This window comes from Devosia sp. P2_G7 (genome assembly GCF_056403495.1).
Map to the genome: position 1 here is coordinate 137,139 of NZ_JBFUFI010000011.1, position 25,824 is coordinate 162,962.

The 25,824-nt window shown below is 65.6% G+C and carries 30 protein-coding genes; 14 read left to right on the plus strand and 16 right to left on the minus strand.

Annotation, left to right across the window (positions count from 1 at the left end):
* Window positions 1-4: 4 nt before the first annotated feature.
* Entirely contained in the window at window positions 5-568 is a 564-nt protein-coding gene (locus AC1DWU_RS17705; RefSeq protein WP_477151325.1) for a hypothetical protein, read from the minus strand.
* A complete protein-coding gene (locus AC1DWU_RS17710) occupies window positions 565-2,061 on the minus strand; it encodes a leucyl aminopeptidase (RefSeq protein ID WP_477151326.1) in 1,497 nt (498 codons plus the stop codon). Before AC1DWU_RS17710 ends, AC1DWU_RS17705 begins: the two co-directional genes overlap by 4 nt.
* A gap of 228 nt (window positions 2,062-2,289) precedes the next feature.
* On the opposite strand from AC1DWU_RS17710, the gene AC1DWU_RS17715 reads away from it, so the two are divergent.
* The 5 genes from AC1DWU_RS17715 (at window position 2,290) to pdxA (ending at window position 8,893) form a co-directional block, all read left to right on the plus strand.
* Window positions 2,290-3,378: an LptF/LptG family permease gene (locus AC1DWU_RS17715; protein ID WP_477151327.1), complete on the plus strand. Its 1,089-nt coding sequence runs from the start codon at window positions 2,290-2,292 to the stop codon at window positions 3,376-3,378.
* Complete coding sequence (locus AC1DWU_RS17720) at window positions 3,375-4,439, plus strand: LptF/LptG family permease (RefSeq protein ID WP_477151328.1); 1,065 nt, start codon at window positions 3,375-3,377, stop codon at window positions 4,437-4,439. The genes AC1DWU_RS17715 and AC1DWU_RS17720 overlap by 4 nt, the downstream gene beginning before the upstream one ends.
* Before the next feature lie 5 nt (window positions 4,440-4,444).
* A complete protein-coding gene (locus AC1DWU_RS17725; protein ID WP_477151379.1) occupies window positions 4,445-6,760 on the plus strand; it encodes an LPS-assembly protein LptD in 2,316 nt (771 codons plus the stop codon).
* Window positions 6,761-6,843: 83 nt separating this feature from the next.
* Entirely contained in the window at window positions 6,844-7,731 is an 888-nt protein-coding gene (locus tag AC1DWU_RS17730; protein ID WP_477151329.1) for a SurA N-terminal domain-containing protein, read from the plus strand.
* Window positions 7,732-7,861: 130 nt separating this feature from the next.
* A complete protein-coding gene (gene pdxA, locus AC1DWU_RS17735; protein ID WP_477151330.1) occupies window positions 7,862-8,893 on the plus strand; it encodes a 4-hydroxythreonine-4-phosphate dehydrogenase PdxA in 1,032 nt (343 codons plus the stop codon).
* Window positions 8,894-9,122: 229 nt separating this feature from the next.
* On the opposite strand, the gene copM is transcribed toward pdxA, so the two are convergent.
* The gene (gene copM / locus AC1DWU_RS17740) at window positions 9,123-9,551 is read right to left on the minus strand and encodes a CopM family metallochaperone (RefSeq protein ID WP_477151331.1); all 429 of its coding nucleotides are present in this window, start codon (window positions 9,549-9,551) and stop codon (window positions 9,123-9,125) included.
* Between the two features lie 129 nt (window positions 9,552-9,680).
* Here copM and rsmA point away from each other — a divergent pair, with 129 nt between their 5' ends.
* Window positions 9,681-10,511, plus strand: a complete 831-nt coding sequence (gene rsmA, locus AC1DWU_RS17745) for a 16S rRNA (adenine(1518)-N(6)/adenine(1519)-N(6))-dimethyltransferase RsmA (protein WP_477151332.1) — start codon at window positions 9,681-9,683, stop codon at window positions 10,509-10,511.
* Entirely contained in the window at window positions 10,511-10,768 is a 258-nt protein-coding gene (locus AC1DWU_RS17750; protein WP_477151333.1) for a hypothetical protein, read from the plus strand. The genes rsmA and AC1DWU_RS17750 overlap by 1 nt, the downstream gene beginning before the upstream one ends.
* Window positions 10,769-10,826: 58 nt before the next feature.
* On the opposite strand, the gene AC1DWU_RS17755 is transcribed toward AC1DWU_RS17750, so the two are convergent.
* The 9 genes from AC1DWU_RS17755 to AC1DWU_RS17795 form a co-directional block, all read right to left on the minus strand.
* Window positions 10,827-11,120: a hypothetical protein gene (locus AC1DWU_RS17755; RefSeq protein ID WP_477151334.1), complete on the minus strand. Its 294-nt coding sequence runs from the start codon at window positions 11,118-11,120 to the stop codon at window positions 10,827-10,829.
* Between the two features lie 182 nt (window positions 11,121-11,302).
* Window positions 11,303-11,941, minus strand: coding sequence for a guanylate kinase (gene gmk / locus AC1DWU_RS17760; RefSeq protein WP_477151335.1), 639 nt, complete (start codon window positions 11,939-11,941; stop codon window positions 11,303-11,305).
* A 59-nt stretch (window positions 11,942-12,000) separates the two neighbouring features.
* Entirely contained in the window at window positions 12,001-12,891 is an 891-nt protein-coding gene (locus tag AC1DWU_RS17765) for a YicC/YloC family endoribonuclease (RefSeq protein ID WP_477151336.1), read from the minus strand.
* Window positions 12,891-14,033, minus strand: a complete 1,143-nt coding sequence (gene mltG / locus AC1DWU_RS17770; RefSeq protein WP_477151337.1) for an endolytic transglycosylase MltG — start codon at window positions 14,031-14,033, stop codon at window positions 12,891-12,893. The genes AC1DWU_RS17765 and mltG overlap by 1 nt, the downstream gene beginning before the upstream one ends.
* Before the next feature lie 89 nt (window positions 14,034-14,122).
* Complete coding sequence (gene fabF / locus AC1DWU_RS17775) at window positions 14,123-15,385, minus strand: beta-ketoacyl-ACP synthase II (protein ID WP_477151380.1); 1,263 nt, start codon at window positions 15,383-15,385, stop codon at window positions 14,123-14,125.
* A 33-nt stretch (window positions 15,386-15,418) separates the two neighbouring features.
* Window positions 15,419-15,655, minus strand: coding sequence for an acyl carrier protein (locus AC1DWU_RS17780; protein ID WP_055048542.1), 237 nt, complete (start codon window positions 15,653-15,655; stop codon window positions 15,419-15,421).
* A gap of 232 nt (window positions 15,656-15,887) precedes the next feature.
* Complete coding sequence (gene fabG, locus AC1DWU_RS17785) at window positions 15,888-16,628, minus strand: 3-oxoacyl-[acyl-carrier-protein] reductase (RefSeq protein WP_055879302.1); 741 nt, start codon at window positions 16,626-16,628, stop codon at window positions 15,888-15,890.
* Window positions 16,629-16,654: 26 nt separating this feature from the next.
* Window positions 16,655-17,605, minus strand: coding sequence for an ACP S-malonyltransferase (gene fabD / locus AC1DWU_RS17790; protein WP_477151338.1), 951 nt, complete (start codon window positions 17,603-17,605; stop codon window positions 16,655-16,657).
* Between the two features lie 113 nt (window positions 17,606-17,718).
* On the minus strand, window positions 17,719-18,675 hold the full coding sequence (locus tag AC1DWU_RS17795) for a threonine/serine dehydratase (protein ID WP_477151339.1): 957 nt from the start codon (window positions 18,673-18,675) through the stop codon (window positions 17,719-17,721).
* A gap of 81 nt (window positions 18,676-18,756) precedes the next feature.
* Between AC1DWU_RS17795 and AC1DWU_RS17800 the strand changes: the two genes are divergently transcribed.
* Window positions 18,757-18,951, plus strand: coding sequence for a hypothetical protein (locus AC1DWU_RS17800; RefSeq protein ID WP_477151340.1), 195 nt, complete (start codon window positions 18,757-18,759; stop codon window positions 18,949-18,951).
* A gap of 4 nt (window positions 18,952-18,955) precedes the next feature.
* On the opposite strand, the gene AC1DWU_RS17805 is transcribed toward AC1DWU_RS17800, so the two are convergent.
* Complete coding sequence (locus AC1DWU_RS17805) at window positions 18,956-19,144, minus strand: hypothetical protein (RefSeq protein WP_477151341.1); 189 nt, start codon at window positions 19,142-19,144, stop codon at window positions 18,956-18,958.
* A 315-nt stretch (window positions 19,145-19,459) separates the two neighbouring features.
* On the opposite strand from AC1DWU_RS17805, the gene rpsF reads away from it, so the two are divergent.
* The 3 genes from rpsF (at window position 19,460) to rplI (ending at window position 20,812) form a co-directional block, all read left to right on the plus strand.
* Complete coding sequence (rpsF, locus tag AC1DWU_RS17810; RefSeq protein WP_477151342.1) at window positions 19,460-19,873, plus strand: 30S ribosomal protein S6; 414 nt, start codon at window positions 19,460-19,462, stop codon at window positions 19,871-19,873.
* Window positions 19,874-19,894: 21 nt separating this feature from the next.
* Complete coding sequence (rpsR, locus tag AC1DWU_RS17815; RefSeq protein ID WP_055048535.1) at window positions 19,895-20,149, plus strand: 30S ribosomal protein S18; 255 nt, start codon at window positions 19,895-19,897, stop codon at window positions 20,147-20,149.
* 84 nt (window positions 20,150-20,233) lie between these two features.
* A complete protein-coding gene (gene rplI / locus AC1DWU_RS17820) occupies window positions 20,234-20,812 on the plus strand; it encodes a 50S ribosomal protein L9 (RefSeq protein WP_477151343.1) in 579 nt (192 codons plus the stop codon).
* Window positions 20,813-20,878: 66 nt separating this feature from the next.
* On the opposite strand, the gene AC1DWU_RS17825 is transcribed toward rplI, so the two are convergent.
* Together AC1DWU_RS17825 and AC1DWU_RS17830 are read right to left on the minus strand one after the other, a co-directional pair.
* Window positions 20,879-21,445 (minus strand): hypothetical protein, encoded by a 567-nt coding sequence (locus AC1DWU_RS17825; RefSeq protein ID WP_477151344.1) that lies wholly within the window; start codon window positions 21,443-21,445, stop codon window positions 20,879-20,881.
* 58 nt (window positions 21,446-21,503) lie between these two features.
* Complete coding sequence (locus AC1DWU_RS17830; RefSeq protein WP_477151345.1) at window positions 21,504-22,037, minus strand: cytochrome b; 534 nt, start codon at window positions 22,035-22,037, stop codon at window positions 21,504-21,506.
* A 73-nt stretch (window positions 22,038-22,110) separates the two neighbouring features.
* Between AC1DWU_RS17830 and AC1DWU_RS17835 the strand changes: the two genes are divergently transcribed.
* From AC1DWU_RS17835 to alr, 3 genes are all read left to right on the plus strand, one after another.
* A complete protein-coding gene (locus tag AC1DWU_RS17835; RefSeq protein ID WP_477151346.1) occupies window positions 22,111-22,551 on the plus strand; it encodes a MarR family winged helix-turn-helix transcriptional regulator in 441 nt (146 codons plus the stop codon).
* Window positions 22,552-22,734: 183 nt separating this feature from the next.
* Entirely contained in the window at window positions 22,735-24,225 is a 1,491-nt protein-coding gene (locus tag AC1DWU_RS17840; protein ID WP_477151347.1) for a replicative DNA helicase, read from the plus strand.
* A 2-nt stretch (window positions 24,226-24,227) separates the two neighbouring features.
* A complete protein-coding gene (alr, locus tag AC1DWU_RS17845) occupies window positions 24,228-25,358 on the plus strand; it encodes an alanine racemase (protein WP_477151348.1) in 1,131 nt (376 codons plus the stop codon).
* Between the two features lie 146 nt (window positions 25,359-25,504).
* Here the strand turns inward: alr and AC1DWU_RS17850 are convergent, their stop codons facing one another.
* Window positions 25,505-25,690 (minus strand): hypothetical protein, encoded by a 186-nt coding sequence (locus AC1DWU_RS17850; RefSeq protein WP_477151349.1) that lies wholly within the window; start codon window positions 25,688-25,690, stop codon window positions 25,505-25,507.
* Window positions 25,691-25,824 lie beyond the last annotated feature (134 nt).

Sequence of the window (25,824 nt, forward strand, 5' to 3'; positions counted from 1 at the left end):
CGGCTCAGGCTCCGTCCGGTTGCGGGATCGTGGCGCCATGCCTGGTCGCCAGCGCCACCAGCGTATCGGCCAACAGCCGCGCCGGCCGGTCCATAGCGCGGACCGGGATGTTGGCGAGTCCGGCCGCCGGCTGGCGGAAACCAGCGGTGCCGGCACGGTAGGGGCTGAGGCGGGTATCGAGCGGCGTGCGCAGCGCCAGCAGCACGCCGCCACCGCCCGGGGATGGCGCCACTTCGACCACATCGGCCCAGGCGATCGGCGCATCGGTAACGCGGCGATCGAAGACGCCGTTCTCGTCGATGATAAGCACCGGCCGTTGCAGCCGCAGGTCGCCGACGATCACCGCGCCGACAACGAGGAAGAACACCGCCACCGCCAGCGTCGGTAGCGCCAGCAGCGTCAACTCGACGCTCGGCGCCATGCCGAGCGCGCCGACGAGGCTGGCGAGCAGAAGCGCGGTCGGCAGCAGCGCGACGAGCCCTGCGGCGATCGCCAATGCTGCGACCGGCGACAGCCAGAGGCGCGACGGACTGGCGGTGAGCGGCAGGTCGGGCAGCGTGCCGGTCATTTGGCCTCGTAGTTGTCGCGCACCAGCCGATCGAGCAACGCCACGCCGAAGCCCGATGCCCAGGCGGCGTTGGTCTCCGATGTCGGCGAGGCCAGCGCCACGGCGGCGATATCGAGGTGCGCCCACGGCACGTCGTTGACGAAGCGGGCGAGGAACTGCGCGGCGGTGATCGAGCCGGCGGGACGGCCGCCGGAGTTCTTGATGTCGGCGAAGCGGCTCTCGATGAGCTTGTCGTAGGCGGAGCCCATCGGCATGCGCCAGAGCTTTTCGCCGGTGGCGAGGCCGGCGGCGAGAAGCTTGGCCGAGAGTTCGTCGTTGTTGGAGAACAGCCCGGCGTGATCGTTGCCGAGCGCTACGCCGATGGCGCCCGTGAGGGTCGCGAGGTTGATCATGAACTTCGGCTTGAAGCGATCCTGGGTGTACCAGAGCGCGTCGGCGAGGACGAGGCGACCCTCGGCGTCGGTGTTGACGATCTCGATGGTGGTGCCGGACATCGCGGTGAGGATATCGCCAGGGCGCATCGCGGTGCCCGACGGCATGTTCTCCACCAGCCCGATGACGCCGACGGCGTTGACCTTGGCCTTGCGGCTGGCAAGCGCATGCATCAGCCCCGTGACTGCCGCCGCGCCGCCCATGTCGCCCTTCATGTCTTCCATGCCGAGGCCGGGCTTCAGCGAGATGCCGCCGGAATCGAACACCACGCCCTTGCCGACGAAGGCGATGGGCTGGTCCTTCGACTTGCCGCCGTTCCAGCGCATGATCACGAGGCGCGGCGGGCGGGCGGAGCCCTGCGATACGCCGAGCAGCGAGTTCATGCCGAGCTTGCGCATGGCCTTCTCGTCGAGCTGCTCGATCTCCACGCCAAGTTCGGCGAGCTTGGCGGCTTCGGCGGCAAACTCGAGCGTGCCCAGCACATTGGGCGGCTGGTGGATCAACTCGCGGGCGAGCAGTGTGCCCTCGGTGGTGGCCTGCCGGTCGGCAATGGCCTTGTCGGTACCGGACTTCTCGGCGACATGGAGCGTAACCGCCAGCGAGCTATCGCCATTGTCCTCGGCCTTGACCGCCTTGTAGCTATCGAACTTGTAGTGGCGGAGGCGCAGCCCGGCGGCGAGTTCGGCGATGCCCTCAGGCGTCGCCGCCTCCTCGTCAAGCAGCACGGCGGCCTTTTTCACCTTGAGGCCCATCAGCTTGCCGGCAAGCGAGCCGCCGCGGTCGGTCCAGGCGGAGAGCCCGGCACCCTGCCCTGCCTTGCCGCTGCCCAGCACCAGCAGGCGGTCGGCGGCGACGCCGGCAGGCGCCAGCAGATCGAGCAACTGGCCCTGCTTGCCCTTGAAATTGCCCGCAGCCGAGACTTTCTGCCAGTCGAGCCCGGTGGCGGCCCAGACCTCGGCCGCGGCGCCGGCGGGTGCGGCGTCCTCGGCGGCATAGACCACCAGCGTGCCGGTTGCCTTCAACGGCAGGGCGGCGGTCTTGATCTCGATCCGGTTAGGCATGGGGCAAAATACCTTATGGCAATGGGGCGGGCGCGATTGCCCGCGACGTCGATGATCGACTGATAGCGGCTACGCCGGTCGCGTCAATCCCGCAACACCCCGGGGGGCAACGCCTCGCCCTCGCCCCGTTTTCCTTGCAAAGGGACCGGCGGGGCGGGCAAGGTCCGCTTGGTTCATCGCGCCGGGGGCAGTCCGGGGGGTGGGCGCGCGTCGGAACTCGTCTCTGATATGACTCGGCTAGGCAGTTATCTCTTCAAGCTTTTTGCCGCCGAAGCCGCAGCGCTTTTCGGGGTCGCGCTGACTATTCTCTACCTTGCGCAGACGCTCAGAATCGTCGAGGTCGGAGCGGTGCGCGATCGCGGGCTGCTGACGCTTTTGTGGCAGACGATCCTGGCGCTGCCGCCACTCTCCATTGCCTTCATGTACGTCTGCATAGCGGTGGGACTGGCCCGGGCCCTGCGCGCCCTGCAGGGGTCACGCGAGCTGCACATCATCCACGTGTCGCAGCGCTTGCCGGTGCTGATCCGCACGGTGCTGGGCTTTGCTACGGTCGGCACGCTGATCGTGCTGGTGCTGGCCCACGTCATCGAGCCGCTGGCGACCAGCGAAGGCAACCTGATCCGCGTGAAAGCCGCGGCCGACCTGGTGGGCCGCTCGCTGGTGCCGAACCGCTTCGCCGAACTGGGCGACGGGGTGACCATCACGGTGGGCGGCCGGGGCGCCGATGGGGAGATCACCTCGTTCTTTGCCGACGACCGGCGCGATGCCGAAACGCGGCGCACCTATATCGCGGACTCGGCGCTGATCACCGCCGACGAACTGGGCTACGTGCTGCAGTTGCAGCAAGGCACGATCCAGTACCGCACAGCGGACGGGAAGTTCTCGGAGATCTCGTTCGACCGCTACGACATAGCGCTGGAGCGGCTGACCGGCGACGCCGATACCGGCGACGCGCGCGGCGACCAGAGCACCTATGGCACGCTGGTGCGCGGCTTCACCACAGGCGAGTGGCCTGCCGAAAAGCTGCGCCGGTTGGCGGAACGTACCTCCGACGGTTTCCGTGTGCTGGCGCTGTGCCTGTTCGTCGCGGCCATCAGCGGCTTTCCCTCGGGCCGGCGCAAGGAACCGCTGCTGCCGGTGGAGATCACCGTGCTCGGCGCCGTGCTGTTCGAGCGCACCCTCACCTCCTACGCGCCGCTCAGTGGCTGGATGCGGGAGCCGGTCGGGGTGATCGTTCTCACCATCATTTCCATCGCCATCCTGATCTACCGGCTGCGCGTCTTCGTGCCCCTGCCCCGGGAGGCGCACAGCACATGAACCGCATCGACTGGATCGTCGTCCGGCGGCTGGCCGGCAATGTCGGGCTGACGCTGGCAGTGCTCTACGGCATCGTGGTGCTGGTCGAATCGCTCAACACCCACCGCTTCTCGGCGCTCGCGGCGGTCGGCGGGTTGCCGCTGGCGCTGACGGCGGTCGTCCTCTCCTCGGCCCGCTGGGTCATCGATACGCTGCCGCTGACCTTCCTTGTCGGCACCATTGCTGGCCTGCTCAACCTGCAGGCGACCCGCGAGATGACGGTGATCAAGGCCTCGGGCATGTCGGTCTGGCGGGTGATGGTCGCGCCGGTCGCGGTCACCCTGCTCGGCGGCGTGCTGATCACCCTGGTGGTCGACACCGGGGTGATCCAGTTCAACCGCAGCCTGGCGCCGAGCAGCGCCGCGAACGGCACCGTCAGCCGAGCCGGAACGCTATGGCTCGATGAGCGGCAGGGCGATCTCCACTACATTCTCGAGGCCGGCTATGTCAGCCCCAGCGGCGAGTCGCTGGGCAGCGTCAACGTGTTCCTGATGGATACGCCGCGCGACCGCATCGAGACGCCGACCGCCGAGCTGCGCAATGGCGAGTGGGTGATGCCGGGGGCCATCCGTTTCCGCTCCAACCAACTGCCCGAAACGATAGCGGATTTCCGCCTGCCCACCGGCCACAGCCCCGGCGACATGCGGGCCCGGATCGCCTCGGTCAAGGACATGACGGTGTGGGAGCTGGCGAGTACGCTGGCGGCGAAACTGAGCGATTCCAAGGAGCGCGCCGAGACGGAAACGCGGTTCCTCAGGCTGCTGGCGCTGCCGCTCACCTTGTGTGGCTCCCTGGTCATTGCCTTCGCGTTTACGGCCGGTTATCGAAGGACCAATAAGTATGGTGGGGCGGTGCTTTATGGTATCGTCCTTGGCGTCTTGGTTTATGTCGTGACCGAGATGGCGGGACGCGCCGGGGGCGCCGGCGTGATGCATCCGGCCATAGCAGTCGCAGGGCCGGCAGTGGTGGCGATCGTTATCGGAGTGACGGTGCTGCTGAACAGGGAAGACGGGCGGACGTGAGCAAGATGCGCCGCGACCGGGGGATGGGGACGCGCCTGCGCCAGTTTGGTGCGGTGCTTGCGCTCGCCCTCGCGGCCGGTCTTGCCGCCACTCTTCCCGCTGCAGCCCAGTTCCTCCCAGAAGGCTTTTTCGCAACGCTCCCCGAGCCGGGCGCGCCGGCCAAGGTCGAGGCCAACGTCCTCTCCTATGACAAGAGCAGCGACGTGATCAGCGCGCAGGGCCGCGTGCTGATGCAGTACGAAGGCTATGCGATCGCCTGCGACGACCTGCGCTACGAGCAGAAATCGGGGGACCTGAACTGCGTCGGCAACGTGCAGGTGCGCGATCCGGCGGGTACCGAGTATACCGCCGACAGCGTCGAGGTGACGGGCGGGATGAAACAGGCGTTCATCCAGTCGCTGACGCTCACCACCGTCGACGGCGCCATGGTGACGGCGAACGACGCGCACTATTCGGCCGAGCTGGAAACCGTACTCAACCAGGCGACCTACAGCCCCTGCGGGCTCTGCATCGACGCCAAGGGACACCGGATCGGCTGGAAGGTGAAGGCCACCAAGCTGATCCACAACAGCGAGACCAAGACCGTCTACCTGGAACAGCCGTCGCTGGAAGTCCTGGGCATCCCCGTTGCCTGGCTGCCGTGGCTGTCGCTGCCCGATCCGACTTCCAAGCAGAGCAACGGCTTCCTGTTGCCGAGCGTCAATTACAAGGCCGCTTACGGCGCGCGGATCACCGCGCCCTACTTCATCAACATCGGCGAAGATACGCAGATCCTGCTCTCCCCCTCGCTGATGTCGCGGCAGGGCTTCCTGATGGCGGCCGAGTGGCGGCAGCAGTTCGACTACGGCTCGTTCACGGTAAAGGGCTCCGGCCTGTACCAGCTCGATCCCGGCGCCTTCACCGAACTCGGCAACCGCGAGTGGCGAGGTGCGATCCAGAGCTCGGGCCGGTTCGAACCGGTAGCGGACTGGACCGTGGGCTGGTCGTACAGCGCCTTCTCCGATGCCGCCTATTTCGACGATTACGACTTCAGCACCGCGAAATGGCTCACCAACGAGGTGTATGCGACGCACCTCAGCGACAACTTCTACGCCGATGTGCGGCTGCAGCAGTTCCTGAAGCTGGGGCAGTACGGCACCAATGCTGCGGCCAACCTGGCGCAGGATCAGCAGGCGACGGCGTTGCCCAACGCACGCGGCAACGGCTATTTCGACCTCGGTGACTGGGGCCAGGTGCGCGCCAACGGCAACCTGCTTGGCGTGCAACGCGGCGAGAACTCGTCCGCAACCTACGGTACGAAGGACTATGTCTTCGGCTACGAAGGCAGCAAGACCCACGCATCCGGCGAGCTCAGCTGGCAGAACCAGATCGTCGCTCCGGGCGGCGTGGTGGTGACCCCGTATCTCGGGCTGCGGGCCGACGTCACGAATTACGACAGCGGCAGCCAGGGCGACCCGCCCGTCGGTCTGCCCGAGCCCTCGGACCAGTTCCTGTTCACGGCAACGCCGATCGCGGCCCTCGATTTCCGCTGGCCGCTATTCGCCAGCAACGGGCTCGACACGCACCTGCTCGAGCCGATCGCGCAGCTGGTCTATCGCGGCAGCGACACCACGCTGGTCGGGGTCACCAACGACAACGCGCACAGCTTCGTGCTCGATGACACCAACATCTTCTCCTACGACCGCTTCACCGGCACCGACCGGCAGGAGACAGGACTGCGCGCCAATGTCGGCGCTCGCTACCTTGCCAACTTCTCCGGCGGGCAATGGCTGGAAATCATCGCCGGGCAGAGCTTCCACCTCGCCGGCGTCAATGCCTTCGGCGTCGCTGATCCGGTCAATACCGGGGTCAGCAGCGGCCTCGAGGATGAGGCCTCCTACGTCGTGCTCGGCGCGCGTGGCTCGCCTTATGACGGGGTCACGCTCGGCGCCAAGCTGCAGATCGATCCGGACGGGCCGCGTGTCGCGCGGGCCGGTGTCGGCGGCAGTTATGCCTTCGGCCCCTACTCGGTGGGCAGCGACTATGTCTACCTGCCGGCCGACGCGGCGATCGGCGTGCCGGTCGATCAGCATGAAGTCACTGTGCGCGCCAGCGCGCCGCTGCCGATGGACTACTGGCGCGCCAATGGCAGCTTCTCGTGGGACATCGCATCCAGCGAGTGGCTGGAGGCACGCGGCGAGCTGCTTTACGATGACGGCTACTTCCTCGCCGGCGGCTTCGCCCAGGCCAACGGCCCGACCCACGAAACCCCGGACTCGTTCACCTTCGGCGTGCAGTTCAGGCTGAAGGGCCCCGGAACCGACTTCGGCATCGGATACTAGGCTCGGCCAACCGATTTTGGCCGTATTCTTCCAACATTGAGATGGCCGAGCCGGGGGCGATCCGGCGGCTTCCAGAGAACTGAATGGTGACGACAATGCTCCGCTTCATCGCTGCAATGCTGATCGGCCTTACCCTGAGCGTCATGCCGGCTTTCGCCGCGACCAAGGTGACGGTCAATGGCGTGCCGATCTCGGATATCGAGATCGCGCAGCGCACCAAGCTGCTGGCCCTCGAGGGCGGCGGCGGCAGCAAGAAGGCGATGGAGCAGCTGATCGACGAGCAGTTGCAGCTGCAGGAAGCCAAGCGCATGAACATCGTCATCTCCGACCAGCAGGTCGACGACGCGTTCACGCAGGTCGCCCGCAACATCAAGGTGTCGAGCGACAAGCTGAACCAGATCCTGCAGCAGGCTGGCGTCAGCAAGGACACCATGCGCGCCCGTCTCCGCGCCGCCATCGCCTGGCAGCAGGTGAGCCAGATGGTGGTGTCGTCGCGCGTGAAGGTCTCCGATCTCGAGCTCGACAAGGAGGCCTCAGCCAAGCTCGACCAGGCCTCGAGCTACGACTACATCCTCAAGGAAGTGCTGTTCATCAGCTCGACCGGCAATGCTTCGGCCCGCACCGGCCAAGCCAACCAGTACCGCAAGGCCTTCAAGGGCTGCGATAGCGCCGTGCAGGTGTCGCTGAACTTCACCGACGCCGCCGTGCGCGACATGGGCCGCCGTCATGCGACGCAGTTGCCTGATGCGCTGGCTGCCGAACTCGCCAAGCTGAACGTCGGCGGCATCACCAAGCCGCGGGTGACCGAGGCAGGTGTGTCGATGCTGGCCATCTGCGCCAAGAACGAGGCGCGCGACACCACCTTCGTCAAGAACAAGCTGCGCAGCGAACAGGGCGGCGAAGCGATGAAGGCCGAAGCCGAGAAGTTCAAGGCCGAGCTCAGGAGCAAGGCAAAGATCGTCTACAACTAACGGACCCTTGTCATCCCCTTGAGAAATCGAGGGAAACTACGGTCTTTGACTTAGCAAGTCTGTGCTAGAGGGCGCTAGGCTTGGCGTGCCGAACCGGCTACGCCAAGCGGCCCAAACCTGCGAGGACGCCTTGGTCGACAACCGTTTGCCGCTTGCCGTCACCATGGGAGAGCCTGCCGGGATCGGGCCCGACCTGATCCTCAGGCTCTATTCCAAGCGCGCCGAGCTGGGCCTGCCGCCCTTCATCGTCTACGGCCACATCGATTTCCTGCGCACCCGCGCCGCACGCCTGCACCTCCCGGTGTCGGTGGTTGAGAGCACGCCGCTCGAGGCCAATTTGCGCTTCCCTGACGCCCTGCCCATCGCCCATGTCGAGGGTCTGGTCCCCGACAAGCCGGGCGATCCTACCTCGCTCTCCGGCAAGGTGGTGATCGAAGCGATCAGCCGCGCCGTCGAGGCCAGCCTCACCGGCGCCTGCCGGGGCATCGTCACGGCGCCGATTCACAAGGCTGCGCTGTATTCGGCGGGCTTCAAGTATCCGGGCCATACCGAGTTCCTGGCGGCACTTTGCGCGCAGGGCGGCGTAGTGCCGACGCCGGTGATGATGCTGGCGCATGACGGGCTGCGGGTGATCCCCGCGACCATCCACGTGCCGATCAGCCAGGTCCCCTCGCTGATCACCTTCGACCTGGTGGTGAGCACCGGACGGATCGTCGCGCACAGCCTCAGAACCCGCTTCGGCATCGCCCAGCCCCGCATCGGCTTTGCCGGCCTCAACCCGCATGCCAGCGAAGGCGGCAATATCGGCACCGAGGACTTTGACACGGTGGGGCCGGCCATTGCCCAGTTGCAGCACGAGGGCATCGAGGCCGAGGGCCCCATGCCAGCCGATACCCTGTTCCACCTGCCCCACTGGCGCCGCTTCGACGCAGTGATCGCGATGTATCACGACCAGGCGCTGATCCCGATCAAGACGGTGGCCTTTGACGAGGCAGTGAACGTAACGCTGGGCCTGCCGATCGTCAGGACGTCCCCAGACCACGGCACGGCCTTCGACTTGGCCGGCAGCGGCCAGGGGTCGGATGCGAGCTTCCTCAACGCGATCAGGCTGGCGGATCAGCTGACCAACGGCATGCTGCATCAGCAGAACGCGGCGCAGTAGAGGTTCCGCACACAGATCTCTCCGTCATCTCTCCCCTCGCGGGAGAGATGACGATTTCTTGGGCTTAGCCCTTCGCTAAGTCCTAGAAATCGCTAGAGAGGGGATAGGCGTTGGCACGGTGGCTCCGCACCCTCTCTCTTGCGAAATCTAAGGCTTAGCCAAACGGCTAAACCTAAGATTTCGCTTTCTCCCCTGCCTAGGGGGGAGATGGGGCCGGTGACTCCCTCCCCTACTGCGGCTGCTTCTCCAGCCAGGCCAGCATGTCGGCGATTTCCTTTTCCTGGGCGGTGATCACGGCCTGCGCCATTTCCTTGGCCCAGGGATCATCGCCATGCGCCAGTTCGGCCTTGGCCATGTCGATGGCGCCGCGATGATGCGGGATCATCGAGCAGATGAAGGCGACGTCGATATCGGCCGCCGTGCCGCCGGCGGCCATTTCGGCGTTCATGGCATCCATGCCGTCCATCAGATCGACATGTGCCGCGTCGGCGCCGGCGGCGTGCTGCATGGCCATGGGGGCCGACGCCTGCTGCGCGTTGGCGAGGCAGATCGCCGGAAGGTCGGCCGCTGGAGCCGCGCCATGGGCGCCATGATCCTGCGCCATGGCGGGAACGGCGAACGCCAGCAGCAAAGCAGCGGCGAGGGTGAACTTGTGCATCTTCATCTCCTTCGAAGTCAGGCCAACGAGAGTGGCTATGGGCGGTTCCTGCACCTTCCCATCATGGCAAGGTCAATACCCGTTCTGTGCGCCATTTGCCTTCGCCGATAAATCCGCTATCCCCCAAGCATGCAGATCGACAATCTACCGCCGCTTCGCGAGGTTATCGCCGCGCACGACCTGAGGGCCAAGAAGGAGCTCGGGCAGAACTTCCTGCTCGATCTCAACCTCACGGCGCGCATCGCCCGGGTCGCCGGATCGCTCGAGGCGGTAACGGTGATCGAGGTCGGCCCCGGCCCCGGCGGCCTGACCCGCGCGCTGCTGGCGGAGGGCGCGAAGAAAGTCATCGCCATCGAGCGCGACGAACGCGCCCTGCCCGCGCTCGCCGAGATCGCCGCCGCCTACCCTGGCCGGCTTGAGGTGATCGCTGGTGACGCGCTGCAGATCGACTACGCCGCGCTGGCCGACGGGCCAACGCGCATCGTCTCGAACCTCCCCTACAACATAGGTACGGAACTGCTCACCCGTTGGCTGACCGTCGAGCAGTGGCCGCCGTTCTTCGAGAGCCTGACGCTGATGTTCCAGCGCGAGGTCGCCGAGCGCATCATCGCCAAGGCCGGCGACGATCACTACGGCCGGCTCGGCGTGCTGTGCGGCTGGCGCACCGAGGCGCGCATCGCCTTCAACGTCGGGCGCGAGGCCTTCACCCCGCCACCCAAGGTGACCTCCAGTGTCGTGCACCTGAAGCCCAAGGCAACCGCCGACGGCGTGGCCGTGCGCGATCTCGAGGCCGTCACCCGCGCCGCCTTCGGGCAGCGCCGCAAGATGGTGCGCCAGAGCCTCAAGTCGCTCGGAGTGCCGATGGAGCCATTGCTGGCTGCAGGCGGGCTGAAGGGCGATGAGCGGGCTGAGGTGCTGCCGGTCGAGACGTTCCTGAAGCTGGCGAAGGCGCGGCGCTGATGGGCGGTGCCATCGCGCTGATCGGGGCGTTCCTGGCGTTCTGCGTACCGGTTGCAGTGCCTCTGTTCGCGCAGCGTTGGCGGACGCTGGGGATTGTCGTGGCGCTTGGCGCGCTGTTCTTCGCCTATGTGAGCTACGACCTCACCAATCCAACCGGCATGACGCAACTGCTCGGGCCGTTCACCTTCGGCCTGATGCTATTCGGCTTCGCTGCCGGGGTAATCGCGAAGTTCGTGATGCTGTTGGGGCGCCGGTAGTTTCGGCTCCATCGCCTTCTCCCACAAGGGGACAAGGCGCAGACTGAGAGTACGGCGCTCAGCCGCTGACCGTCGGCCGCGTGACGTTGCCTTCGCCGCTCACCTCGATCTCGGCTACCGACACCGTCCGCTTGAGGATAGTTGCCGCCTTCACCAGCAGCGCAGTCTTCACCTCGGACGGGCTCATCTTGTCGTGGGTGTTGGCCCACACGCGCAGCGTCAGGTTGTGGTCGAACGTTTCGCGGGAGCGGATCTCGCGCAGCAGCACCTTGACCTTGGCCTGGGTCCGATCGGCGAAGGTCGGATGACGCTGCATTTCGTCGATGCTGCACGCTTTCACTTCGAATGGCATGCTCAAGTCCCCCGCCCGGGTAGGTTCTGCCCAATTCCGGGGTTCCGGAACCATGGCGCGCAGACCATCCACAGCTGGACGTGGTTTATCCACACCCGTCTGCAGCTAAAGTTAAGGCAATACCTTAAGCGTGCTGCCGCTTGATGACAGCGGATACAGCGCGCGACCTCTGAGCAAAGCTCCTAAAGAGAGTCGATCTGGTCCTGCAAGTCCTTGACGAACTTATCCAATTGGATGAACCGCGTACGGGCGAGGCGCGCCGCGGCGAGGATGGTGCGGACGCGCGAGGTGGAATCCTCGAGATCCTCGTTGACCAGCACGTAGTCGTACTCGTTGTAGTGCTGCATCTCGATGCGGGCGTTCTTCAGCCGCTTGTCGATGGTGCCGGCGCTGTCCTGGGCGCGACGCTCGAGGCGCTTGCGCAGTTCCTTGATCGAGGGCGGCAGGATGAAGATGGTCACCATGTCGCTACGGCACTTCTCGTAAAGCTGCAGGGTACCCTGGAAATCGATGTCGAACAGGATGTCGCGGCCGGCCGAGAGCCGCTCTTCGACGCGCGAGCGCGGCGTGCCGTAGAAGTTGCCGTGGACTTCGGCGCTCTCCAGCAGCTCGCCGTCCTCGCGCATCTTCTTGAAGGTCGGCACGTCGATGAAGTGGTAGTGCTTGCCGTCGATCTCGTCGGTGCGGCGGGCGCGCGTGGTCACCGAGACCGACAGCGCGATGTTCGGGTCATCCTCGAACAGGGCGCGGGAAATCGAGGATTTGCCTGCGCCGGATGGCGAGGCGAGAACCAGCATCACTCCGCGGCGCGTGAATTCCATTCGTGCTTCGTCCTCTTGCCCTGCGCATAGCACTCGGCCGCTTCGCGGCACTCGCCGGGTTACTCGATATTTTGGACCTGCTCGCGGAGCTGATCGATCACGGCCTTCAAATCGAGGCCAATGGCAGTCAGGGCCACGTCGTTGGATTTGGAGCAGAGCGTATTCGCTTCGCGGTTAAATTCCTGTGACAGGAAGTCGAGCTTCCTGCCCACCGAGCCACCGCCGGCGATCAGCTGGCGCGCTGCGGCGATGTGCGCCCCCAGCCGGTCGAGCTCCTCGCGGACATCGGCCTTGGTGGCGAGCAGCAAGGCTTCCTGCGCCAGCCGCTCGTCGGAGAGGGTCGGGCTGGCCTCGCTGAGATCGGCGACCTGCTGGCGCAGGCGGGCGAGGATGGCATCGCGGCTGCGGCCGGGATGGATCTCGGCGGCCTTGGTGAGCGCGGCGATCTCGTCGATGCGCTCGCTGAGGATGGCGGCGATGCGAGCCCCCTCCTCCCGCCGCGCGGCGACGAGGCCGGTCACTGCCTGTTCGACGGCCGCGAGGATAGCGGTATTCACCGCCTCCTCCTCATCGGACGAGAGCGCGGTCTCGTGCTGCTCCAGCACGCCGCGCAGCGCCAGTATCCCGTCGAGCCGCGGCATTTCGGCATCGACCCGGCCCCGCAACCACTTGAAGCCTTCGAGCACCGCTTCCAGCGCCTGGTGATTGACGACGACGCGGCCGCCCTCACCCTCGCGGTCGACGTTCAGCGACACGGTCAGCGAGCCGCGGGTAATGGACTTGCCGATCAGCCGCCGGATCTCGCTCTCGAGCGCATCGAAGCCGGCGGCAAGGCGCATCCGCAAATCGAGGCCGCGGCCGTTGACCGACTTGATCTCAACGGTGAAGCCGACGCCCGGCAGCGCGCCGGCGGCGCGGGCGTAGCCGGTCATGCTGGCGAGTGTCGCCATTATTGCGCGGGCTCGACGGTCTCGCCGGCGCCCTTGGCCTCGTCGGCCTCAAGCGCTTCCCTGGCGGCCTCGGCATCGGCTTCGGCGGCTGCCTTGCGATAGAGCGTCACGTTCTTCCTGTGCTGGGCATAGGTCTCGGCGAACAGGTGTCCATCGGCCGGGTTGGCGCTCTTGGCGACGAAGTAGAGGTCCTTGGTCGCGGCGGGGTTGGCCACGGCCTTCAGCGCCGCTTCGCCCGGATTGGCGATGGGGCCGGGCGGCAGGCCGTCGATCTGGTAGGTGTTGTAGGCGGTCTTGGCCTTCAGCTCGGCCGAGGTCGGGCCGCGGTTGAGCACGGCCTTGCCCTCGGTCACGCCGTAGAGAACGGTCGGATCGGTCTGCAGCCGCATGTTCTTCTTCAAGCGATTGATGAATACCGCCGCGACCTGCGGGCGCTCGGTCTCAAGGCCGGTTTCCTTCTCGACGATGGAGGCGAGCGTCACCAGGTCCCCGGGCGTCTTGATGACGCTGTCGATTGCCGGGTCGCGCTTGGCCCAGATCTCGTCGAGCGTCTTCTTCATCTCGGTCTGCATCTTTTCGAGCACCGAGACGCGGGTGTCGCCGGGGAAGAAGTCGTAACGGACGGCGAGAAGCGTACCTTCCGCCGGCACCGGGACCGGCTCGCCGGTGAGGTTCGGGCCTTCTGCATTCAGCCGCTCGGCCACCTGGAACGAGGTATCACCCGGAATGACGTTGACGAAGAAATCGAGCGGCTTGCCCTCGGTCAGCTCGGTAAGAATGTCGGCCATCGAGGAATTGGGCTTCAGCGCATAGACGCCGGCCTTGAGGTCGCCCTCTTTCTTCAGCGCGCGGGCGCCTCCCCAGAACAGCCATTCGGACGGCAGCAGCTGGCCCTGCGGGATCAGGCCCTGCTCTTCCAGCCGGCGCGCCGTCGTCATCACCGAGGAGCCCTTTTCGACGGTGAAGTTCGCCTCGGTCTTGACCGCGCCGGGTGCGTAGAACTGGCTCGCGCCGTAGAGGAAAATGCCGACGAGCACGAGGATGCCAATGACCACGAGCGTGAGCAGCGCGTTCAACACGCTCAGAAAGCCGCTACCACGCCGCTTCTTGCGTGCCCGCTTCTCGCTGCGCTCGTTGGCCATCGGTCGAACCTCCACAAACGCGGCACTATCGCTGGAAAAATGACATCAATACGAACCCGGCGCCGTAGCGGGCGCCCGGGTCCGGTCGCTTAGCTCGCCTTGCGGAAGATCAGCGAGGCATTGGTGCCGCCAAAGCCGAAAGAGTTCGAGAGGGCAATGTTGACCTCCTTCTTCTTGGGCTTGTGGGGCACCAGGTCGATCACCGACTCGATCGACGGATTGTCGAGGTTGATGGTCGGGGGCACGATGCTGTCGCGCATGGCGAGCAGGCAGAAGATCGCCTCGACCGAACCGGCCGCGCCGAGCAGGTGCCCGATGGCCGACTTGGTGGAGCTCATCGCCGCCTTCGGAGCCGCATCACCCAGCATGCGGGTGACCGAGCCGAGTTCGATCTCGTCGCCGAGCGGCGTCGAGGTGCCGTGGGCGTTGATGTAGTCGATCTCGGAGGGATCGATGCCGGCGCGCTTCACCGCCATCTGCATGCACCGGAAACCGCCATCGCCGTCCTCGGAGGGCGCGGTGATGTGGTAGGCGTCGCCCGAGAGGCCGTAGCCGATGACTTCGCCGTAGATCTTGGCGCCGCGGGCCTTGGCGCGCTCGTATTCCTCGAGCACGACGATACCGGCGCCCTCGCCCATGACGAAGCCGTCGCGATCCTTGTCGTAGGGACGCGAGGCCATTTCGGGGCGGTCGTTGAAGTTGGTCGAGAGCGCCCGGCAGGCGGCGAAGCCGGCGATCGAGATGCGGTTGACCGGCGATTCAGCGCCGCCGGCCACCATGACGTCGGCGTCGCCCAGCATGATCAGGCGGGCGGCGTCGCCGATGGCGTGCGCACCGGTCGAGCAAGCCGTCACCACCGAGTGGTTCGGGCCCTTGAGGCCGAAGCGGATCGAGACATTGCCCGATGCCATGTTGATGATGCGGCCCGGGATGAAGAACGGGCTGACGCGACGCGGGCCCTTCTCATGCAGGATGATCGAGGTCTCGTAGATGCCCCCGATGCCGCCGATGCCCGAGCCGATCAGCGTACCGATGCGGTGCTTTTCTTCTTCGGTCTTCGGTTCGACCCCGGCGTCTTCGATGGCCTGGGTAGCCGCCGCCATGGCGTAGATGATGAAGGGATCAACCTTGCGTTGATCCTTCACGTCCATCCACTCGTCGGGGTTGAACTTGCCGTCGGCGCGGTCGCCCAACGGGATTCGGTGGGCGATCTGGCAAGCGATATCGTCGACCTGGAAGTCGTCGATGCGCTTGGCACCGCTTTTGGATGCGAGAATGTTGGCCCAGGTCGGTTCGATCCCGCAGCCCAAAGGGCTGACGATCCCCATCCCGGTGACGACGACGCGGCGCAATTCCATCGAAGAAGAGCCGTTAGCGGTCGGCGATCAGCCGACAGCCTTGGTCAGATAGGCGACGGCGTCACCGAAGGTCTGGATCGATTCCGCGGCATCGTCCGGGATTTCGACGTTGAACTCTTCCTCGAAAGCCATGACCAGCTCGACCTGATCGAGCGAGTCAGCGCCCAGATCATCGATGAAGCTGGCCTTATCGACGACCTTCTCCGCATCCACGTTGAGGTGTTCGACCACGATTTTGCGGACGCGATCAGCGATATCGCTCATATTTGACTTCCCTTGTTACCAGTCAGGTTGTTCGTTCGTACTCGGGTCTCAGGCGCCGGAACTGTCCGGACCCACGACCTTTGCCGCCGGTAGCGGCAGACTGTAGGCGCGGCGTCGTACCCTCGCAAGTACGGGCCAAACCCGAAATCAGGGGCGGAGGTAACATACTTCCCCCGCCATTGCCATATTGTGCAAGGCCCGGTTTCCCCAGCCTTCGGCACTGGCAATAGGATTAAAGCATCACCATGCCGCCATTGACGTTCAGCGTGTGGCCGGTGATGTACCCCGCTTCGTTGCTGGCGAGGAACACCACCGCGGCGGCAACCTCGTCGGCGGCACCGAGCCGGCCGGCCGGGACCTTACCCAGAATGCTCTCGCGTTGCTTGTCGTTCAATTCGTCGGTCATGGCGGAGCCGATGAAGCCCGGCGCCACGGTGTTCACCGTGATGTTGCGCGAGGCGACTTCGTAGGCCAGCGCCTTGCTCATGCCGATGAGACCGGCCTTGGACGCAGCATAATTGCCCTGCCCCGGGTTGCCGACGACGCCGACGACCGAGGTGATGCCGATGATACGGCCGAAGCGCTGCTTCATCATTCCGCGTAGCACGGCGCGGGTGAGGTGGAACGCAGAGGTAAGGTTCACTGCCAGCACCTCGTCCCACTCTTCGTTCTTCATGCGCATGAAGAGGTTGTCGCGGGTGACGCCGGCATTGTTGACGAGGATATCGATGCCGCCCAGCGCCGCCTCGGCCGAGGGGATGAGCTTATCCACCGCGTCGAGATCGGAGAGGTTGGTCGGCAGGATCGGGTGATCACCGCCGCCCAGCAGGTCGCGGGTCTCCTCGAGCGCACCGACGCGCGTACCACTCAACGCGACGCGCGCGCCCGAAGCGGCCAGCGCCTTGGCGATTTCACGCCCGATGCCGCCCGAGGCGCCGGTAACGAGGGCGCGTTTGCCCGTGAGATCAAACATTTGCGGACTCCTCAGGAGAAACTGATTCAGGCGCCGACTTCGGCGAGGAAGGCGTCGACATCGGCCGGAGCACCGATCGACACCGCCGGGGTTTCCGGCGCGATGCGCTTGGCGAGGCCGGAGAGCACCTTGCCCGAGCCCAGCTCGACCAGCTGCGTCACTCCGCCGTCCTTGACCAGCCAGTTGACGCACTCGGTCCAGCGGACCATGCCGGTCACCTGCTCGACGAGGCGCCTTTTGATTTCTTCGGGGTCGGAGATCGGAGCGGCCAGTACGTTGGCGACAACAGGCACCACCGGCGTGTTGACCGTCACCTGGTTCAGAGCGTGCTCCATAGCATCGGCGGCGGGGCGCATCAGGGCGCAATGGAATGGCGCGCTCACCGGCAGCGGCAGGGCGCGCTTGGCGCCGGCGGCCTTCAAGAGCTCGATGGCGCGGTTCACCGCGCCGACATGACCGGAGATCACCACCTGGCCGGGGGCGTTGTCATTGGCGACGCCGCAGATTTCGCCGTCCTCGGCGTCATTGGCGGCGCGCAGCACGGTTTCGAGGTCGAGCCCGAGGATCGCCGCCATGGCGCCCTGCCCGACCGGCACCGCCTGCTGCATGGCCTGGCCGCGGATCTTCAGCAGCCGCGCTGCATCGCCGAGGCTGAACGCGCCGGCGGCCGCCAGCGCCGAGTATTCGCCCAGCGAGTGGCCGGCGACATAGGCGGCGTGATCTCTGAGGTCGAAGCCTCGGCTCGCCAGCACGCGGGTGACCGCCACTGACACCGCCATCAGCGCCGGCTGCGCATTTTCGGTCAGCCGCAGCGTCTCGTCCGGGCCTTCGAACATGATGGCCGAGAGCTTCTGGCCAAGCGCGTCGTCGACTTCGGCGAAGACGTTGCGGGCTTCCTGGTAGGTATCGGCGAGGTCCTTGCCCATGCCGACGGCCTGGCTGCCCTGGCCGGGATAGGTGAATGCGCGCTTGGTCAAGTTGGTGGCCTCCGCTGTTGTTCTTGGTGCTTGAGGCCGAGCCTATGCCCCGCCCGGACAGGCGTCCAGTTGGCGGCGGCGTGTGCCGGAGGGGTGAGGCAATGTCAAGGCGGCTAGTCGAACTTCACCGCCGCCGTGTTGGCGCCGCAGAGCAGTACACCCACCCTTTCGCCGGGCGCCGGCACGTAGCGGCCGGAGAGCACGGCGGCCATCGCTGCGGCGCCGCCGGGCTCCACGGCGACACGCAGCACATCCCAGATGGTTTTCTGCGCCGCGACGATCGCCTCGTCGGTGACCAGCACCGAGCGGTCGATGAAGCCGGAGAGGGCGAAGCTCAAGTTGCCGATACGGCGGGCGCCGAGGCTGTCGGCGGCGACGCCGCTCACCGGCACGTCGACGGGACGGCCCGCTTCGATGGCGTTGTGCAGCGTCGGCGCGTTCTCCGGCTCGACCCCGATGATACGGACGCGGCCAGCCGCCGCCGCGGCGATGCCACCGATCAAGCCGCCGCCGCCGACAGCGACGAGCAGCGTATCGAGCCCCGGGGCCTGCTCCAGCCATTCGAGCCCGACGGTGCCCTGCCCGCAGAGCGTTTCGAACATGTCGTAGGCGTGGACCTCGAGCAGGTCGTTCTCGAGGGCGAACGCATGGCTCGCCTCGTAGGCATCGATATAGCTGTCGCCGCCGATGGTGATCTCAGCGCCATACTGGAGGATGCGGTTGATCTTGGCCTGCGACGAGATGAGCGGCACGTAGATGTGGGCGGCGATGCCGAGTTTCTGCGCCGCATAGGCTACGGCCGCGCCGTGGTTGCCGCCGGAGGCCGCCACCACGCCGCGCTCGGCGCCGGGACGGATCAGCAAGTTGGCGAAGGCGCCGCGCGCCTTGAACGTGCCCGAGTGCTGCATGAATTCGAGCTTGAGGGAGAACGGCGCACCATCCAGCCCGAAATCCGCTGCTGGCGCTTCGATCACCGGGGTGCGCCGGATGTGGGGGCGGATCACCACTTCGGCCGCGCGCACGGCATGGCGATCGGGAGCGGCAGGCGCGACGGTATCGATGGTGGTCATAACGGTCCAGACAAGGTTAGCATCAGTGGAGCCGACGGCTTGCCTAGCGCAAGATGGGGCGACAATGAAAGGGGCCGCACGATGGGGAAGACCAACGCCGAATGGCATCAGGCGCACCGGATGCCGACCAACCCGACCAAGCAGCAGCGGGCTGAATGGCACTACCAGCACGCGCTCAACTGCGGTTGCCGGGCGCTGACGCCGTCGATCACGTCGCTGCTGGTGTCGCAGGGTTATGAAGTGCCGAAGGTACGCGCGGCCGGCGTCGCAGGCTGAGGACTCAATCGAGCGGCGGTGTCTCGCGCTCGGACGGCGTTGGGCCCGGGTTCAAGAGCGGATCGCGCCAGACGGGCATTCCAGGCAACTGCCCTTCCGGCAGTTCCCTGATCGGCTGGTCGGTGTCAGGGAAATCGGGGGACACCTTGTCGGGCGGCTCGGCGGGCGGAAGGGGCTTCTTCGGATCGGTCATGATGTTCTCCTCCTGGTATTAAGGAGGCATCGGCTGATTTGTTCCCGGAGCGGCCCCACGGGTCTCGGCCGGATCGCTTGCGTTCCCCGCCCTTTTCCCCTATAGCCCGCCTCACATTCGTTCGGCCGGGGGCTGAACGGAGGGTTTGTTGTTTCCTACAAGTGCGACGCTATGCGCTCGCGGGTCGCAACAGATAGGGTTCGCCCGTCCTCCCGTGTTCCCGCTCTTTAGAAGACTGCTTTGGTGCCTTTCCGGCTTCAAAGGGGCTCCGCGCCGAGTGGGATGTGTTGTGAACCAACTTGAAGGAAGGCGCTTATGGCCCTTTACGAACACATTTTCCTGGCTCGCCAGGACGTTTCCCCGACGCAGGTGGAAGAGCTGACGACGGCTTTGACCGAAGTGCTCACCAACGGCGGCGGCAAGGTTACCAAGAACGAGTACTGGGGCCTGAAGTCGCTCTCGTACCGCATCAAGAAGAACCGCAAGGCGCACTACACCCTGCTCAACATCGACGCTCCGCACGCTGCGATCGCCGAGATGGAGCGCCAGATGGGCATCAATGAAGACATCCTGCGCTTCATGACCATCCGCGTCGACGAGCTGGAAGAAGGCCCCTCGGCCATGATGCAGAAGCGCGATCGCGATGACGACCGTGGCGACCGTCCGGGTGGCCCGCGTGGCGACCGTGGTGGTTTCGACCGCGGCGACCGCCGCCCGCGCCGCTTCTAAGAACTCGGAAGGATAAGCCAAATGGCCATCAAAGACCTGACCACGACCACGGCCCGCCGTCCGTTCCAGCGCCGCCGCAAGACCTGCCCGTTCTCGGGCCCGAACGCGCCGAAGATCGACTACAAGGACGTTCGCCTGCTGCAGCGCTACGTGTCCGAGCGCGGCAAGATCGTCCCCTCCCGCATCACTGCGGTCTCCGCCCTGAAGCAGCGCGAACTGGCCAAGGCCATCAAGCGCGCCCGCTTCATCGGCATCATGCCCTACGCCGTTCAGTAAGAACGGTTCGGGATTGGTTGGGGCTGCCGATCGTCGGCGGCTCCTAACCGTTCACTCGTGAACGGGACAGCATAGGAAAGCATCATGAAAGTCATTCTCCTCGAGCGTATCGGCAAGCACGGCCACATCGGCGACGAAGTGTCGGTGAAGGACGGTTTTGCCCGTAACTTCCTGCTCCCGCAGCAGAAGGCGCTGCGCGCCACCGAAGCCAACCGCAAGCGCTTCGAGCGCGATCGCGCCGACATCGAGAAGCGCAACCAGGAGCGCCGCGAGGCCGCTGCCGGCATCGCTTCGGGCCTCAACGGCAAGTCGGTGGTGATCATCCGCCAGGCCGGCGAAACCGGCCAGCTCTACGGCTCGGTGTCGTCGCGCGACGTCGCCGACGCGCTGATCTCGGACGGCTTCACCGTTTCGCGTTCGCAGGTCGACCTTGCGAACCCGATCAAGACGGTCGGCGTTCACACCGTGCCGCTGCACCTGCACGCCGAAGTCGCCGTGACCATCACCGTCAACGTCGCTCGTTCGGAAGACGAAGCCGAGCGTCAGTCGAAGGGTGAAGACCTCACCGCGATCAACTACGACGACGAAGCCAACGAGGCCTTCGCCGCCGGCCAGGCCGAAGTCGGCTCGGCAGCCGCCGAAGCCTTCGGCGACGAAGAGTAAGAACGTCTCACAATCGAATGCGGAAGGCCGGGAGCGATCCCGGCCTTTTTGTTTGTCCGCCGGTCGCTACATCCCCGCCGGACAGGGGCGATCGGCGCGCCGTGTGTCGCAGGCGGAGGCCTTAGCGAGGTAGGCAAGCGCCGGCTGTTCCAGCTCTTTGGTGGAGGCGGCGCGGTAGGCATATTGCACCACATAGAGCGCGTCCGCCCCGGCGATCGCCTTGAGCCACATGGCCTCGGGCTTGCCCGTTCCGGGATTCAGCGGGCAGGCATAGTGCCAGAGCGCGAACGCGAAGCCGTTCGTTTCCCCGGCATCGAGCTTGCTCACCGAACTACCCTGGCAGGCGCCCTGCCAGTTCTGGCCCAGGTTGCGGGCGAAGGCGCCCGGGTCGGCGTCGTCTGCGTCGTGCAGGATTTGCACGGTCACCATCGTCGACCAATTTTCGACGGTTTCGCCCCTGGGAACGAACTCCATCATGTCCATCGTCCCCTGACGAGTCTGGAACCCGATCTCAAATCCCTCCGGCAGGTTTGTCAGCAGGTTCTCGGCGCTGAGTTGCGCCTGAACGGGTGCAGCCGCGAGTGCCAACCCCGCGGCCACTGCCAAGACTGATAGTACATGACCCAGTCGCATCGACTTCCCCTCCAACAGCCCGTTGGTAGGATGCTCGACGGCATCCGCGGCGGCAAGTCTATGCTGCCCCGACGCCCATGCGCGCCAGTAGCCGGTCCTTGCGGATGAACTGGTGGTAGAGCGCCGCGACGATGTGCAGCGCCAGCAGCCCCAGCATCAGTTTGGAGCCGATGCCGTGGACCGTCCGGGGCAGCACCGTCTCGAGATCCGGCAGCACGGCGCTGCCGAGGATCGCCGGGAGTGCGCCCGAGAGCACGATGGTGGCGATGCCGCTCGCGGCGGATTCCAGCACGATCGCGTAGAGCGCGATGTGTACCGCCTTTGCCATCCATTGCTGCCAGGCCGGCTGATCGGCCGGCAACGCCGGGCGGCGGTCGGCGGCCAGCCACCAGACGATGCGCAGGAGAGTGAGGAGCAGCGCCCCTACCCCCAGCGGAATGTGCGCGCGCAGCAGCGCGAGCTTGGCTGCGGGATCGGTCTGGCCCGCGGCCAGCAGGCCGGTCACGAACAGCATGAGGATCAGCAGCGCCGTCAGCCAGTGGATGGCGACGGCAATCGAACCGTAGCGGTTGGCAGTGCTTTTGACCGACATCGAAATCTCCTTGCGTCGGGCTCCCATCCGCAGTTACATAGCACACTATACAACTGCATAGCAAGCTATTCAAATGACCTATGTTCGCGAGACCTCTGCTGGCTATCTCACCAATTGGGCGGCGCGGCTGTTCGCCAAGGCGATCGAGCGACGACTGGAGGGCGGCAATTCCGGACCGATGCCGGTGTTCTTCGCCCTGCAGGACGGGCGCGCGATGACGCAGAAGGCCCTCGCCCAGATGGCCGCGGTGGAGCAGCCCACCATGGCCAATACCCTTGCCCGGATGGAACGGGACGGGCTGGTGAGGCGCACGCCGGACCCCAATGATCGCCGCAGCGCACAAGTGTCGCTAACCCCGCTCGGCCTCGAGCGCGCAAAAGCTGCTTTCGTCAGCGCTGTGGAAGTGAACCAGCTTGCGACAGCGGCCCTGACGCCCGAAGAGCGGCCCCTGTTCTACGACATGCTGCGCCGGATAATCGCGACGCTGGACAAGGACGGCGACTCGCCCGCCTGAGGGACGCTCCGATTTGCAATGCGCGCGGCATGGCTCCGCCTTGGTTTCCCCCGCTTTCAACACTAACCACAGGCGTCGCGGTAGTGACCCGATTCGGTCACCGCTGCGTCACATTTGATACTCGTCGCGGCGTCTGCCGCTGGTAAAGCAAACCTTAACGAGCGGGGGAGTATCCGAGTCGCTATGGCCGACAACAACGTGCATCGCCTGCGCCCGGAAGACGAAAAGGGCTTCCGCCTAGCGCCCCACAATGTGGAGGCGGAGCAGGCTTTGCTGGGTGCAATCCTCGTCAACAACGAGGCGTTCTACCGGGTCAGCGACTTCCTCGTGCCCGAACATTTCTACGAGCCGATCCACCGCACCATCTACGAAGTGCTGGCCAAGATCATTCGCGCCGGGAAGACCGCAACGCCGGTCACTGCCAAGACCTATCTGGGCGAGCAGCTGACCGCCGAGATGACCATGCCGCAGTACTTGGCGCGACTGGCGGCGGAAGCCACCACGGTCATCAACGCCGCCGATTATGGCCAGTCGATCTACGATCTCGCCATCCGCCGCAACCTGATCCAGATCGGCGAGGAGATGGTGCAGGTCGCCTACGACTCCGATGTCGACGCGACGGCCAACAAGCAGATCGAGGAAGCCGAAAAGCAGCTGTTCGATCTCGCCGAGAAGGGCCGCTACGACGGCGGCTTCCAGAGTTTTTCGCAGGCGCTAACCGAAGCCATCAAGATGGCGGGCGAAGCCTATGGCCGCGACGGCACGCTGTCGGGCACCGCTACCGGCCTCACCGATCTCGACCGGCTGATGGGCGGCCTGCAGCGCAGTGACTTGATCATCCTCGCGGCGCGTCCTGCGATGGGCAAGACCTCGCTCGCCACCAACATCGCCTTCCATGTCGCCAAGAGCTTCAAGGGCGAAGTGCTGGCCGACGGGCATACCAAGACCGTCGATGGCGGCCATGTCGGCTTCTTCAGCCTCGAAATGAGCGCCGAGCAGCTGGCCACCCGTATTCTCGCCGAGCAGGCCGAAATCTCGTCGTCCGACATTCGCCGCGGCAACATCCACGAGAGCCAGTTCAACCGGCTGGTGGATACCTCGAACCTGATGGCGCAGGTGCCACTTTACATTGACGACACCGGCGGTATCTCGGTGGCACAGCTCGCCGCCCGGGCCCGGCGCCTCAAGCGCCAGAAGGGCCTCGACCTGCTGATCGTCGACTACCTGCAGCTGCTTTCGGGCTCGTCGAAGAAATCGAGCGAGAACCGCGTGCAGGAACTCACGGAAATCACCACCACGCTCAAGGCGCTGGCCAAGGAACTCGAAGTGCCGATCATCGCGCTCAGCCAGCTGAGCCGACAGGTCGAAAATCGCGACGACAAGCATCCGCAGCTTTCGGATCTGCGCGAATCCGGCTCTATCGAGCAGGACGCCGACGTGGTGCTGTTCGTTTATCGCGAGGAGTACTACCTCAAGAACAAGGAGCCCAAGGAGGGCTCGCCGGAACATCTGGCGTGGCAGGGCGAAATGGAAAAAGTGCATGGCCGCGCCGAAGTGATCATCGGCAAGCAGCGTCACGGCCCGACGGGCACCGTGCAGGTCAGCTTCGAGGCGCAATACACGCGCTTTGGCAACCTGGCGCGCGCCGACTACCTGCCCGAGAGGATGGAATAGTGATGGCGGCACCGGCCATTGCGACCGGTTACGGCGGGCGGCTGACGGTCGACCTGGGTGCGCTGAAGCGCAACTGGCAGGCGCTCGACAAGGTGAGCCGCGGGGCACTGACCGGTGCCGTGGTGAAGGCCGATGCCTATGGCACCGGCATCGCCCAAGCCTCGCGCGCCTTCTATGAGGCCGGCGCGCGCTTCTTCTTTGCTGCCACCCCTGACGAGGGCATCGCCGTCCGCGCTGCCCTCCCCGAGGACAGCCACATCTTCATCCTCGACGGGCTGTTTCCCGGCTCGGCGCCGCTCTATGTGGGCGAGCGGCTGATGCCGTGCCTCGCTTCGATCCCCATGCTCGAGGAATGGCTGCAGGCTTGCGTCGCCTCGAACCAGGCGCTGCCGGCGGCGCTGCATTTCGACACCGGCATCAACCGGCTCGGCTTCCGGCTCAACGAAACCTCGATCGTCAAGCGGCTGGTCGACTCGATCGGCTATGCGCCGCAGATGATCATGAGCCATCTCGCCTGCGCCGATACCCCGGCGCACGAGAAGAACCGCACGCAGCTGGCCCTGTTCACCTCGGTGATGGCGCAGTTCCCCGGCATTCCGGCCTCGCTCAGCAACTCGGCCGGGCTGATGAGCAACCGCGACAACCATTTCCAGATGGTCCGCCCGGGCATCGCGCTCTATGGCGGCCGCGCCGTTGCCGGCCGGCGCAACCCGATGGCGCCGGTGGTGACACTCGAGGCGCCGATCCTGATGACCAAGGACGTGAAGACCGGTGAGACGGTCGGCTATGGCGCGCTGCAGACCATGTCGCGCGACAGCCGCCTCGCCATCGTGGCGCTGGGCTATGCCGACGGCTTCTTCCGCTCGCTCAGCTCATCGAACAATCACCGCGGCACGCATGTGGTGATCCGTGGCCAGGCCTGCCCCGTCGTCGGCCGCGTCTCGATGGATATGATCGGCGTCGATATCACCGATCTGCCGCAGCCGCCCGCGCCCGGCGAGATGGCTGAAATCATCGGCAAGCAGGTGACGGTGGACGACCACGCCGACGCCGGCAACACCATCGGCTACGAAGTGCTGACCAGCCTGAAGGGGCGCTACACCCGGCAATACATGGAGAGCGCGCCCAACTAGGCTCTGTCGGCTTGGAGTCATGCCGCACAGTTGGCGCGGCATGACAGACCGGTCGCTGGGAAGCGTAACCGAGCCAAAACGCGAGGCCGGTACGCAGGGCCCACGGGCCATAGTCCCGTCACCCAACTCAGGTGACGGGACTATGCTTATTTGCGGCCGTGCTTGGTCGGGTCGACCAACTTGTAGGTCATGCCCGGCTTGGGCGTCGGGGGAAGCGGCTCGCCACGAGTGACGGTGCGCTCTTCTCCGGTGCGCCCGCCACGCGGGCCGATCTGCTCGTACTGGCCGGAGCGCTTCGCTTCAGTGCCAGGCTTCAGGGGAGGAGTTGCCATGTGTCCATTCTCCTTTCTCAGCGCCTTGCAAAGGTTGGCCCTGCGACGCTAAGAGTGGAGTTGCTTAGACACCAACCGAGCGACTTTCGTCTCCGAAACGGCGACGCTGAACCGCTCGGTCAGAATGCAAAAGG